We start from the raw sequence: 13,951 nt of genomic DNA on the forward strand, positions 1-13,951 counted from the left end.
TGGCATGACTCAAAGTGATGACTAAAAGAAAGACATGCCTGAGAGATAAATGAGAATGATAATCATTGTTGCAATAGAGCAACTATATTTCCTTAGCGCAACTTATACCTATACTATACCACGCAAGGAGTAAAAGTAAACCCCGGGGGCAAGCCTGATTTTTGGGAAAGAGGGTAAACCTGGGGAAAGGGTACAGATTGCTAGGGAGGCGGATGAAGGGAAAGCAGGCTAGGCGGGTTAGGAGATTAAGGCGATTAAGGCGGTTACTGGGGCGCTAGTTGATTAGTGTGTTTAGTACGGTTAGTGGCGGTGCTTGGGATTCGTGGAGTTAATGAGGTTAATGAGGGCGTTTTAGTGAGGTGGCAGCTAAGGATGTGAATTTGTTTAATGTCATTAACAGTAACTTATAGTTCAGCTACGAAATCAGGTGCACTTCTGCACCTCATTTCCACGTATCTTCCGCTTTAGGCGAATTCAGGTGCACTTCTGCACTTCATTTCCACATATCTCCCACTTTAGGTGAATTCAGGTGCACTTCTGCACCTCATTTCCACATATCTCCCACTTTGAGTGAATTCAGGTGCACTTCTGCACTTCATTTCCACATATCTCCCACTTTAGGTGAATTCAGGTGCACTTCTGCACCTCATTAATCCAGCGATTTCAAATGGTGGGGCCAGGTGCGCAGTTCCCCATTGCATCAACCGGCTGTCGTTGCACACCAAAAAAAGTGTCCCACACGGGCATTGCTAGGAGCCGATGGCGGGACACTTTTTTATATACTGCTTATAAACTGTGAGTCTAACTTATACACTCTGTCTCTACAGAAAGCCTACCGTTTATAGTATGACCTCCACTTTCACGGATTGTTTGTGCGGGTATGGGGGGATGACTGTTCCTTCGAGCCGTTCGCCGTCCACCCGGATTTCTTGGACGCCTGAGCAGACATGGCTATTGTTCTTCACGGTAATCTCATACTCGCAGCCACGGAACCGCCGGCTGACCGAGAAGCCCTCCCAGGAAGACGGTATGCACGGGTTAATGGACAGTCCGGCCAGCACCGGCTTGATGCCCATAATGTACTGCGTAGCGGCTACATACATCCATGCGGCCGTCCCTGTCAGCCAAGATACGTTCGCCAGACCGAATCTGTCGGACTCCGGCCCGAACAGGTTCGAGGCATAGACATACGGCTCCGCTTTGTAGCGCTGGATTCCGGCTTGCTCCATGGCGACGTTCGGGATCAGCTGGCGGTAATATTTGTACGCCTGGTCCCCTCTGCCCAGCATACACTCCGCAATAATTGCCCAGGTATTGGCATGGCAGAAGACGGCCCCGTTCTCCCCGGTTCCTTTGTTATAGTTGGTTAACGGATCGGCGGGATCAGGGAAGGTGGTGATGGACGGATGCAGTTTTTTGATGCCCAGCTCTGTATCGAGAATGTCGCGCACACTGTCCATCGCCTTCAGCCCCTTGTCAGACTCAGCCATCCCGGACAGGGTCGCCCAGGTCTGCGCATTGAGCCAGATCTGGGCCTCCTCATGCTCAGCGGTACCCAGATACCGCCCGTCATCCATCACCGCCCGCCGGAACCATTGCCCGTCCCAGCCCAGCGTGTTCACAAGCTGCTTCTGCTCCCCGTAGAGCCGGTCATAGTCCGCCGCATGCTCCGGGTAACCGGAGGCCGCCGCCAGATCCTTCATGCGCAGCAGCACGGTCCCGAACTGCATCGCTGTCCAGATGCTCTCTCCCCTGCCCTCACGGCATACGCGGAAAAGCTGGTCATTCCAGTCCGAGCGCAGCATCAGCGGGAAGCCGTTCGGTCCCAGCCGGGAGACGGTGAAGTCCACCGCCCGCTTCAAATGATCATACAGCGGCGCTTCACCGCCATCATAGAACGGGATACTCTCCTGAAGGAACGCCGCGTCCCCGGTCTCGGCCAGAATGTCCCATACGGCAAGCGCCGTCCACAGGTGATCATCCGAATGGATGCTGGTCACCGGGTCCCAGCCCTCATTCGGGAAAAAATAATGATTCACATGCCCGTCCTGATACTGCTGCCCCAGGAGCAGCCGGACTTTATCCTTGGCTGCCTCGGGATCGTACGGTACGACCGCCAGAATATCCTGGGCCGTATCCCGGTAGCCTACGCCCCGGAAGGTGCCGGTGGCATAATACGAAATATTGCGCGAGAACAGAAAATTCCGCTGCGCCTGATACGGATTCCAGGTATTAAGCATACGCTGCGCATCCTGATCCGGCAGCTCACAATTCCACGCCACGAGGTAACGCTCCCAGTTCTCCTGAAGTGCCGCATAGGAACGGGTGACGAAATCCGCCTCCCGTGAATGGCCGATGGCCCGTTCAATCTCTTCCTCGTTCATCGCTGTTCCGAGGAAAAAGTTCACGGTGCGGGTCTCTCCAGGCGCAAGTCTTACCCGGACCTGGAGTGCGCCGCAGGGGTCGCCTCCCAGAATGGCCGAGCCAGTGCAGCCCCCCTGCTCAATAGCAGCCGGATTGGATTCGCTGCGGTAGCTGCCGATGAATTCTTCACGGTCTCCGTCATATCCGGCGAGCGGGGCATCGGACATCATATAGACCAGCGGGGTTTCGTCCGGCTTGGGCTGATTTTCCACCCCGTATTTGTAGATCAGCGCTTCCTTGTCATGGTACTGCACCGAGACCTGATGCTTGTTGTAGCATTGCCATTGCAGCTCGCGCATGAATTCCATCATCCCAAACTCGGCGTAGGCATACACGTTCAGCTCCTTGACCTCACTGCTATTGTTCGTCAGCGTCAGATTCCAGATCAGCGAATTCTCATAAGGCCCGACAAAATATACCGTCTTCGCTGCCAGCTCATCCGCCTGCGCTTCAAAGCGGGTATAGCCCATGCCATGGCTGCTCCGCCACTCCTGCGGCTTCCGGAAGGCCGGCTCATAAGTGGGACACCAGTAGCTGCCGGTTCCTGCATCCTGCAAGTAAATATACGGGCCGGAGCGGTCGGTCGGCAGATGGAAGAAACGGTAGCGGGTAATCCGCCAGATCTGCGGAGATTTATAGAAAGATAGTCCCCCGCCTGCATGGGACAGCATCGTATGGAAGGTCCCGTTGGATAAATAATTCAGCCAGGGAGTCGGCATATCATGCCGCTTGAACTCTACCTCCCTCGCTTCATCGTTGAAGGCGAAATACTGGTCCAGCTCAGCAGTGCGGGCAAGCAAATTGCTCCCAAAAGGCGGTTCTACAGCCTTGTTACTCTGTGCGTGGCCAGATGGGTCTGCGGGTGGTACGGATGATGTGAACGGTGCGGATGATGCAGATGCTGCGGATGGTACCGGTTCATTGGCGTTCATATCGGTCTGCTCCTCTCCATTGCTCTTGCTCACTTGGGCTCCACCTCATCCATCGTCAGGCGGAACTCCAGATCATTCATATACGTGCTGTCTGTATTCAGGAACACCATGCCGAAGGCGATATCCTCCTGCGCTCCCCGGACGATGGCGATCAAGCGGTTGATCCCGCTGGCCAGCGTAATCTCCTGTTCAGGATCTGCCACCAGTCTGCCGTTCATATAGATCTCAAAAGTACAGGCCGAGTTCACCCGGAGTCTGCCGGTTCTTGCGCCGCCACTGCTCACGTTGTCTGAGGCTGTATCCGTGGCCTTGGGCAGATGCACGAAGCAGCTCAGGAACAGAGGGCGTCCCTCCGGTGCGGGAATGAGGAAGGTTCCGTCTGTGCGCCGTTCTTTTTTCTTCATCCAGCCGTATAGGCCTTCCCCCAGATTGTTCAGGGAGAATTCAGGGTCTGTATAGTAGGCCTTCATCGCCTCGTAGTCGATATGCGGCGGACAGAACAGCGTCATTGCGGCCTCCACCGCCCACTGCGCATCCTCCTTGTCATGAAGCAGCAGCTCATCGTCAAAAGCGGCGCCGAGATTGGCGAGCAGCCGGGTATAGAGCCTGAGGCTCTTGTCACTGTCCGGGTCGGCGAGCAGCTGCGAGCAGAGGATCTCTCCCGCTCCGGCCGCCTGCCGGACCACAAAAGCCCCCGGAGCTGCCGCCTGGCTGCGGTTCAGCTCGACTAGCGCCAGCCTGCTGTATTCCGCCGTATGCTGCCCGGCGAAATAGTCCTTCCAGGCCGTGCCTTCCACGCTGGTGCACAGCACCTCGGCGCCCGGCACCTCCAGCCTGCATACGGCCAGCTCCCGGTTGACGACATCCCGGGGTGAGAGATGCACCTTATCGAAGCCGAACAGGTCGACCGGGCTGATGCCCTGGACGGCGGCGTGCGCGTAGTCCGCCGCCAGATGATACGTGCCGTGCGGCGCGATGCGCACGGGAGCGTCCAGCAGGCGGGCGAGTGCCTCCTGCCCGCCGGGCTCTGCCGGCAGCACCAGCACGCTGCCGCCGGCCAGGGCTGCCTGGCGCACGGCTTCCGCCGCGCCCGGCACGCCCAGCAGTTCGGCCTCCACGACGAGGAGGCCGGGGGGCAGGCCGGACAAGCCTGCGGCGCTGTCCAGGCTCTGGCCCTTCAGGCGGAGCTTGCCGAGCAAGGCCTCCGCCATTCCGCCGCTGCGGACCCACACCGCAGCGGACCTTGCCGCAGCGGGCGCCAGCGCGGCGGGTCGCCCGGCAGCCGCTGCGGACCCGGTGACGGCGGCGGCGGGCTTGATGGCGGCGCCAGGGCTGGCCGCGATGCCAGGACCCGCGGAGGCATTCAGCGCCGCAGCCGGGGGAGCGGCCGCGTGGACCGCGCGGCCCGCGTACTGCAGCAGGCTGCGCAGCAGCAGCTGCGCCTGGGGAACCCGCTGGAGATGATCCATGATCTCCAGCTGATTTGCCAGGAACATGCCGGCTCCGCTGCGGTATTCCAGCAGCGGCGACCACAGATCGCCGCCGTCTCCGAAGTCTCCTGCGCTGCATTCCAGCAGCAGGGTGAAGTCACCGGTTACCGGCTTCTCGAACGCCGCCCGGATGATCGGCAGCGGCCCGTCCTCACGCAGCTCCTCATGCCAGTACATCAGATCCTCCGCGCCTAATCCCCGAAGTACCGGATGCCCGTAATCCCCGGCATGGGCGCGGATGAATTCCCTGCGGGTGAGCGGCAATCTGCCGGGAGAGAGATGAAGCTGCTCCAGCAGCAGCAGCCGGCCGCCCCGCTGCACGAATCCTCTCAGCCTCCGGTCCAGCGCCCCGTCCTTATCCTCCATCTTGCTGCCGACAATCAGCAGGGTTCCGGCCGCAAGCTTCTCTACCGTTTCCGGCTCTGTCCGGAACAGCGCGGGTACCAGCGTGTGAATCGCCTGGAAGTCCCGGTCAGAACCGATGTAAGCTGCGGGCAGAGCGATCTCCACCGGCTTGGTACGGCAGCTGCCAGACAGCAGGCGGTAGCTTACCTCAAGCTCATGCATCAGCTCGCCGCCATGGAACAGGCGGGCAGACAGGGTCGCTTCTCCTTCACCTACCGCTGCGTCTATTCCTGCCCCCTCTCCTGCTCCAGCTCCTTCACCATGGACCGCCTCCGGCATCCATTCCAGGCGGATGCTCTGGCGCTGAGCAGGCTCATGACGGAAGCGGAAGGTCTCACTATATACCCTGTGACTGCCCTGTATGACTTCACATTCGACCGTTACTTCCTGCGCTGACTGCGTATCGTTATAGACATCGAAGCTGCGGCAGACCGGCGCATCATCGAAGAAGCAGCGGTTGTATTCAGCGGCAATCAGCGTGACTGGCTTGAAGGCCGCGGCCATAATGGCAAAAGCAGGATTAGGCCTGTAGACCGGATACTCCTCCGGCAGCAGCCCGTTGTTCAGCGAAAGCGAGTAGGCCCGAATCACAGCAGGCTTAGGACCGGGTGTGGTCAGATCGGCCTGCGGCAGCTTCAGCTCCTGCTCCGGCATCGCCCGCATGAAGTAGTGGACAAAGTTAAAGGTAGAGATGCCTGAGACGCCCTGCCGCCGTGCATATTCCACGAACAGCCGCTCCTTGTGGGCTAAACCGGCAGCGCTTGTGTCCGAATCCTTATATACATCCATTCCCGAGTACATACTGCTGTTCTGCGGACAGATGTACCACCAGCCGCCATGCTCGCCGAAGGTGAGCGGAACCTGCCGGTCCCACTGCGCGATCGTGCCGTCAATATTGTAATGGCGGCTCTCCACCTCGGTCTGCTGCCTGGAGACCAGACGGTTATCCCCCTCCACCATGACCGGGCGGGTATCATCCAGCGCCTTCATCAGCTCGATCAGGCCGGGAATATGCTGCTTGTAGTGATCCCTTCCGTCCACCCAGCGCATCTCGTTCTGTACACTCCACAGAATGACCGAAGGGTGATTCTTGTCCCGCTTCACCAGCCGCTGCACATGCGCGCGGCAATTGCCGATGAAATCGGGATGGGCGGCATCCATGCTTTTGCTGGAGCCGTAGATAGCCGTCTCATCGACAATCAGCATCCCCTCCTCATCGGCAATCCGCAGATAATCGGACGGATAGGGCTGCGCATGCAGCCGGATGCTGTTAATGCCCACCTGCCGGCACATCCGGTACCAGCCCCGGATATAGTCCTCAGTCTGCTGGGCCGCCCCCTGAAAATGCCAAGAGTCCCCCCGCAGATTAACAGGAATCCCGTTCAGCATAAACTGCGGCCCCTCACACCAGAACTCCCGGAAGCCGAAGGTCTCGCTCCGGCGGTCCAGAATCTCACCGTCCGATTGAAGCACAAGCTCCAGCTCATACAGGACAGGGGAATCCGGGCTCCACAGCATAGCCTCCTGCCAGGGCAGGCTGAAGGCCGCTCCGCCCCATTCCCGGCTGCCGGTATTGCTGCATAACTGCCGCCCGGCCGCAGCCTGCGCGGGAAGAAGCGATACTGCGGCTTCCGCCTCAAGTACGGGCTGCGGACGGACAGCCGCCAGCGGCTGCGACAGATGCGGCGGCTCTGCCTGCGCGGACGGAATGCCGGACTTCCGCTCCCTGACCTGCAGGAGCACCCGCAAACCTTCGGGTGAGGGGCCCTCTTCTGTGCTGCTGATCAGAGCATCCACTTCCAGCCTTCCCTGCCGGACAGAGGTACGGATCGTAAGATCCTCCAGCGTTACCGGCGGATACGCCTCCAGGAAGACATCCTGCCAGATGCCCCGGGCAATTCTGCCGAACCAGGAGCCGGAGAGTCCGGTGATTTTGGTCTCCCCGGAGGGAAGCACCGCCGTGTCGAAGCTGCCGCAGACTACATGCAGATGCTGCTCCCGGCCGGGCTTCACCAGTGCGGTGATATCCAGCCGCAAGGGCAGGAAGCCGTCCTCCCAGATCGCAATCCGCTCGCGGTCCAGATAGATTGCCGCTTTTTGCATAATGCCCTCGAACCGCAGTACGATCCGCTGCCCCAGCATCGTCTCCGGCACCTGGAAGGTGCGGTGGAGCACCCCGGCTTCAGCCTCATTCCATTCCCCGGGGTATCTGTACACATCGAAGGGCTGGAATTGATACTCGGCGACTTCGCCGAATTTGCTGCCCGAAGGCGCAGTATAGCTGTAGCGCCAGCTCGATGGGACCTGTATTTTGCGGGCCTCGTATTGCAATCTCTCCGGAAGGGCGCGGGTGCGCGGCTGGTCATAGAGCGGCATGAAATCCCACTCGCCATTGAGACATATGGATGTACGTAACATATTCATTCTCCTTTTCCTAAATGGGGGCGGGGGATGGTTAGGACGAGCGCAAGCTTTTTCCAAATGGCCTGATCCGTCTCCATCTCACTCCATTTCCTGAAATGCGGCTCCATCACCTCACCCCAGTTCTCCGGCCGGAGATTCGTGGTAAGCTTCCCTGCGTACGGGGTAGGCTCTACCGTTGCAGGCAGCTCGGAATAAAAGAACAGCAGGTTCTCATGCAGCCCGATAATCCCGTACTTGTCGCCGTCTCCCGGGCGCTCCTCCTGATACTGGTAATGGTGATACACATAGCTGGCGACCTGCTCCGGCTTCAGCGCCGCCACTCTTCCGTAGGGGGTTCCCGCCGAATGACTGCGCTTCCAATGTTCTGCGGTGACCGGCTGCTGATAATGAAAAATATCTATCATAGGCACCCACAACCGGGGCTGCCCCCCTCCCGGCCACTCCTTAAGAATCTCTGCCGCACCCTGAAATAGCTGCTCCGGCTCCACCTCCCTGCCGGCGCATTCATAGTACAGAAACAGCTCCTTACCATCCTGAAAAATACTCAGCCGTTCAAGGCCCAGCCTGTCCATGCGTTCATTCAGTAACGGGGTCTGTGCACCCCAGAACGCTGACGGATTAGCATCCTCCCGGCACTCGGCTCTATATAAACAACGCTGCATCGTGTCCCTCCAACCTTATGTCATCTACCCTTTTAGAGTAACGTATCCGGCGGGCCGCTTCCTTGACGATCATGCCCTTCTTTAGCATAATAACGACATGAGAAAAGTGCGGATACTTTACTAGAATTAAGCATGTGAATCCCCTTCCAATAGATGGTTGATCAAGCTCCGAAATATCTCTTTGAATAAGCGTCTTGCTATCCGTCTTCACTTCTGGCATCATTTTTAATGAATTATTATCTTTAACTTAGAAAGAACAGCTTAATGGGACTTCACTCTATTCGTACAATCAGGGAGGAAAGCAAAGTATGAGAATCAAATTTGATCTTTTTCCGGGCGGAGTTTCTAAAGCGCTAACATTAAGCTGGGATGATGGAAGAACCTACGACCGGAAGCTCGTGGAGATTCTGAATCAGCATGGGCTGAAGGGGTCTTTTCATCTCAATTCGGGATTGTTCGGCAATGAGGGCTACATCTCGCAGGACGAGGTGGCTGCACTCTATGAGGGGCATGAGATTTCGGCGCATACCAGCACTCATCCGTTCCTTACCATGACCCCGCGCGAGGGGATCGCCGATGAGATTCTGACGGACCGCAAGGCGCTAGAGGAGCTAGCCGGTTATCCGGTCCGGGGCATATCCTATCCGTTCGGCAATTACAATGATCATGTTATCGGCCTACTACCTGCCCTGGGCATTGAATATTCCCGCACGGTGAATTCCCACCATAGCTTCAGCCTGCCGGACAACCTGCTAGCCTGGCACCCTACCTGCCACCACAAGGAGATGCTGGACTTGGGCAAGAAGTTCCTGGAGGAAAAGCCCCGTTTCTCTTATATGCAGCTGCTCTATGTCTGGGGACACAGCTATGAGTTCAATGACGATGATAACTGGCAGGAGCTGGAGCAGTTCGCCGCTATGATGGGCGGTCATGAGGACATCTGGTATGCCACCAATATTGAGATCGTGGACTACCTGTCCGCTGTGGAAGGACTGCGCTTCTCCGCTTCGCAGGAGATGGTCTATAACCCGTCGGCAACGGAGGTATGGGTCTCAGTGGGGAATGAAGCCCGCCGCATCCCGGGCGGAGCTACGGTCAGATTGGGGCACACGACTTAAACATATGAGATAAGTCAGACGACATAAAACACACCCTATTAAGTTAGATTAAAAACCCGATTCCGCACAGCCCCAGGGCCTGGCGTAATCGGGTTGTTGTGTATTTTCGAAGGTTTTGCGGTTAATTCGTTGGCATACGATTGTGGAGATGGTGAAGAATAGAGCAGACGGATTGGTCGTTGCCTGCCGATCCGGCTGCTTGCGGCAGATCAGACAGTGTAGGCAGGCCAGCCCGCCGCTACTGCCAGCTACCGCTAGATACCCGGCTACTGCCAGCCTCCGGCGGCGGCATCTACATTGTCCTGCCGGGCAATCCAGGTCAGGCAGGCCGCCCGCAGCAGCGCTTCGGTTCGCTGAGCCGCGCTGCAAAAGACCCCGCTCATGCCGATCTCATACAGATCGGCCAGCGCATACGCCGCCGGTGCCCCCGCGGCGAGCACCGCAGCCGCCGGCCGCACCCGGCGTACGGCGGCCAGCACCCCAGCCGCCGCCAGCGCGAAGCCCTCGGCGGCGTTCTCTCCGGGCGCGGCCTCCGCCGCCGCGCCGTCCAGCACCAGGAAATCGGCGATACGCGCGATTTCCCCGGCGGCAGCCTGCCCCACATCGGGCGCGAGCAGCGCCCCGATGCGGCAGGCTGCCGCATAAGCGTGGCCGAGAGTCTGCTCGGCCACGCCCTCAATGAATTCGCGCTGCGCCGCGAATTCCTCCAGGCTGGCGGGGTACGGCGCCAGCAAGTCGATGCGGCTGTCGCCGCCCAGCCGTTGGCTCTGCAGCGCGGCGGCGAACAGCGCATCAAGCTGCGCATCCTGAAGCGCAGCGAGTCTGGCCGGGCGGGCAGCAAGCTCCGGCGTGTAGAGCAGAGCAACTGCAGCCCAAACGCCGTCCGCCGACTCCAGGAGGTCGGCAGCAGCAGCCCGCAGCCGGTGACAGATCCGCTGCAGGATACGCTCCGCCTGCTCCTCATCACTGCATGACATCCAGCTTGAATAGAGTGCTGCGACCTCCGGCGCAAGCAGCCATTCCTCGCCCCGGATCAGGCAAGGGCCCGCAGGGTAGACACCCGGCTCTGCGCGTTGAAGAGACCGCTCGCCCGCTCCATCACGCAGGACCAGGAAAGCCTGGCGCTCCCCCGGGCGGCGCGAATAAGTCCGCTCCCGGTTCACTTTTCCCTTACGCGGCTCCCCTTCAGCAAGAAATTCCGCTGCTGCGGAAGCTACAGATGCGGACTGGCTCATCTCCACGCCAATGGTCCGGTCGCCGGTGTTATACTTGAACGGGCGCTCTTCCTTGTTTGGATCATCCTTCTGCTGGCGTTCACCCTTCATCCTCGCACCCACCCTTTACCTTTGAATTACTGCCGCTCCGCTCCCCCTGAGGAGAAGCTGCCAGCATTTTAAGAGGCTTCAATCTATAAATACTGGCAGAGGCACTGAAATATGCAAACGTTATCAAATGAATGCAGCAGCAAAATCTTACCCGGATGAGTAGTGGACATGCGGTGGGGTGACGAGCTTCAATGGGTAGGCGAGCTGAAGTAGGCGGGAAGTAACCTTTACATATTCTGTTGTTAATCTCTATAGACTTCGAATTAATTTAGGGTTCGGGTTGGCTTCTGCTTGGCGCTTGGTGATCAATTGTATTTACTACAGCAGATCTTCTCTTTAGCGGCTGTAAAAAGCGATCTGTTGCAGTTTGTACAGCAGATTTTCGCGGAAAGGGTGTTTTGGAGGCATGTGCCGGAAATCTGTTGTATGGAATACATCAGAACGGAATTTAACGCCGGATATAGCCTAATCTATTGCAGAAAGTACAATTGCCGGGCAGTTTCAGTGCGGATCAATCCCTCACGAACCGTTTTTCTCACAAACTATTCCTTATTTCCTCGCAAACCCTCACCCTCTTCCCATTACTCACACTCACACTCCCAACCCCACCCCCTGCTCCCGCAAAAAAAGACCACCGCCTAATACAGAAACATTCTGCATCAAACAGTAGTCTTTAATTCCTCTTCCTAAGTTGCAAGGAACTGTGTCTTATTGAAACCAGTTGGGGGGGGAGTACAAGGCTTCTGCTCACCGTCTATCCGGCTACAACTCTCCGGCAGCTCGGCAGCTCAGCGGTTCAACCTCTCACTCCCCAGCACAGCCCGCTCCCGCTAACCCTTTCTATCCCTGCTGGCTGGCAGCGATCGCCTGCTCCAGGTCATAGAGGATATCGTCGATGGATTCGGTGCCGATGGACAAACGCAGCAGCTCCGGTGTAACACCGGCGGTAATCTGCTCCTCGACCGACAGCTGCTGGTGGGTGGTGCTGGCCGGGTGGATGATCAGCGACTTGGAATCGCCGACATTGGCCAGATGGGAGAACAGCTTCACGTTCTCGATCAGCTTCACCCCTGCGGCCGCCCCGCCCTTAATTCCGAAGGTCAGAATCGCGCCCTGGCCCTTAGGCAGATATTTCTGAGCCAGCTTATAGGATGGATGACTCTGTAGTCCGGCATAGCTGACCCACTCTACAGAATCATGTGCCTCCAGATATTGGGCGACCTTGAGTGCATTCTGGCTGTGGCGTTCCAGACGCAAATGCAGCGTTTCGAGTCCCTGCAGCAGCATCCAGGAGTTGAACGGGGAGATCGCCGCGCCGAGGTCACGAAGCAGTTGTACCCGTGCTTTGATGATATAAGCGATAGGGCCTACAGCTTCAGTGTAGACTACCCCGTGGTAGCTCGGGTCCGGTTCGGTCAGGCCGGGGAACCTTCCGCTGGCCTTCCAGTCGAACTTGCCGCCGTCCACGATGATTCCGCCGATGGATGTGCCATGGCCGCCGATGAATTTGGTTGCCGAATGCACGACGATATCCGCACCATGTTCAATCGGACGCAGCAGATACGGGCTTGGGAAGGTATTATCCACAATCAGCGGAATTCCATGTTCATGGGCGATAGCCGCCACTGCTTCGATATCCAGTACATTCCCTTGCGGATTACCAATGGTCTCGGCGTACAGTGCTTTGGTCTTGTCCGTAATCGCTGCCCGGAAGTTCTCCGGATTGTCGGAATCCACGAACTTCACCTGAATCCCCAGCTTAGGCAACGTTGTAGAGAACAGATTATAAGTCCCGCCGTACAGACTTGCGGAGGACACAATCTCATCCCCTGCTCCGGCAATATTCAGAATAGAGAAGGAAATGGCCGCCATTCCGGACGCGGTCGCCAGTGCACCTGCCCCGCCCTCAAGCGCAGCAAGACGCTGTTCAAACACATCGGTCGTCGGATTCATCAGCCGGGTGTAGATATTGCCGAACTCCTTAAGCGCGAACAGATTCGCTGCGTGCTCCGCATCGCGGAACCCATACGAAGTGGTCTGGTACAACGGCACGGCACGAGCTAAAGTAGTGGGATCAATCTCCTGGCCTGCGTGGACGGCGAGGGTTTCAAAGGACAGCTTGTGCTCTTCTGACATGGGTGTTTCCTCCTCTAAAATAGGTAATATCAAATGTTAACTCTACAAGATTGTACCTATTCTCTCACAAACCATGTCATTTGAAAAGATAAAATTCTTATTAATTCACTGTGTTTTATTAAGTTTAGCAAGCCAGAATAACCTCCCTGCAAAATGCTGTACATTCTGCAACTTTGGAGGGATAGAGCCGATAGGTTTCAGCGAATCTTGTATTTCAGGCACAATTCTTAGCCGCGGGCTACATCAATCCTAAAAAACCCGCTGCAAGCAGCGGGTTCAAGGGAGCGGCGCTCATCAGCCTCCACCTCAAGTATCATAGCTGACCAGATAGTGATGGAGCTCCGTATTATAGCAGCCGATACTGTGTTCGATCAGCCGGCCCTCCCCGTCATAGGAGTTGCGCAGACGCTTCAGCACAGGCGTCCCCGGCGGCAGCTTGAGCAGCAGGCATACCTCGGATGGTGCCGGCTCCACGAAGAAGCGGTCCCTGAAGTTCTCCAGCACAATACCGTTCTCCTCCAGCGAGTCGTACAAGGACTGGATGTCTGCCCCCATCTCTGCCGCTCCCCCGCCGGGCAGGGCTGCTGCCGTAAGGAAATGCACCAGATGTATATAGGGCTGGCCATCCAGAATATACAGACGTTCGATCCGCTGGCAATACGGCCCGTAGCGGCTGTATTCCTCTGTTCCTGCTTCATTAGCGAGACGCTGGGATGCGAGCAATTTCTTTTCCAGCTTATGGCCTGCTTCGACCAGCAGCTCTGTGAACCGTTTGCCTTTGGAGAGCTTCTGGTAGGCGGTATTGCGCATCACAATGGTTCCGACGCCGCTTTTTTTCTGCACATAGCCTTCCTGGGCCAGCTCCTGGACCGCGCCGCGAACCGTCATTTTGCTGACATCGAACTCCTTCTCGAGCTGAGGCTCGGAGGGGATAATGCTGCCGAGCGGGTATACCCCGTGCAGAATCCGGTCTTTGAGGATCTTGTGGATCTGCTGGTATAAGGGGCCTTGCTTGCGTTTCAGTGACACCTTACG

General features: G+C 57.5%; 7 protein-coding genes. 1 reads left to right on the top strand and 6 read right to left on the bottom strand.

What is annotated here, in order from left to right:
* Window positions 1-839 precede the first annotated feature (839 nt).
* From NYE24_RS15420 to NYE24_RS15430, 3 genes are read right to left on the bottom strand one after another with little or no spacing between them, the layout of a single operon-like run.
* Entirely contained in the window at window positions 840-3,389 is a 2,550-nt protein-coding gene (locus NYE24_RS15420) for a glycosyl hydrolase family 65 protein (protein WP_342479030.1), read from the bottom strand.
* A complete protein-coding gene (locus NYE24_RS15425; RefSeq protein WP_342479031.1) occupies window positions 3,386-7,669 on the bottom strand; it encodes a glycoside hydrolase family 2 TIM barrel-domain containing protein in 4,284 nt (1,427 codons plus the stop codon). The genes NYE24_RS15420 and NYE24_RS15425 overlap by 4 nt, the downstream gene beginning before the upstream one ends.
* 2 nt (window positions 7,670-7,671) lie before the next feature.
* Window positions 7,672-8,337, bottom strand: a complete 666-nt coding sequence (locus tag NYE24_RS15430; RefSeq protein WP_342479032.1) for a hypothetical protein — start codon at window positions 8,335-8,337, stop codon at window positions 7,672-7,674.
* 308 nt (window positions 8,338-8,645) lie between these two features.
* Between NYE24_RS15430 and NYE24_RS15435 the strand changes: the two genes are divergently transcribed.
* A complete protein-coding gene (locus NYE24_RS15435) occupies window positions 8,646-9,455 on the top strand; it encodes a polysaccharide deacetylase family protein (RefSeq protein WP_342479033.1) in 810 nt (269 codons plus the stop codon).
* Between the two features lie 266 nt (window positions 9,456-9,721).
* Here NYE24_RS15435 and NYE24_RS15440 read toward each other — a convergent pair whose 3' ends face one another.
* The 3 genes from NYE24_RS15440 to NYE24_RS15450 form a co-directional block, all read right to left on the bottom strand.
* The gene (locus NYE24_RS15440; RefSeq protein WP_341027128.1) at window positions 9,722-10,780 is read right to left on the bottom strand and encodes a hypothetical protein; all 1,059 of its coding nucleotides are present in this window, start codon (window positions 10,778-10,780) and stop codon (window positions 9,722-9,724) included.
* Window positions 10,781-11,620: 840 nt separating this feature from the next.
* The gene (locus tag NYE24_RS15445) at window positions 11,621-12,916 is read right to left on the bottom strand and encodes a homocysteine synthase (RefSeq protein WP_036694915.1); all 1,296 of its coding nucleotides are present in this window, start codon (window positions 12,914-12,916) and stop codon (window positions 11,621-11,623) included.
* A 306-nt stretch (window positions 12,917-13,222) separates the two neighbouring features.
* On the bottom strand, window positions 13,223-13,945 hold the full coding sequence (locus NYE24_RS15450; protein ID WP_036694914.1) for a GntR family transcriptional regulator: 723 nt from the start codon (window positions 13,943-13,945) through the stop codon (window positions 13,223-13,225).
* Window positions 13,946-13,951: the final 6 nt, after the last annotated feature.

The sequence above is a fragment of the Paenibacillus sp. FSL H7-0350 genome (assembly GCF_038593195.1).
In the GTDB taxonomy this organism is placed as follows: domain Bacteria; phylum Bacillota; class Bacilli; order Paenibacillales; family Paenibacillaceae; genus Paenibacillus_AQ.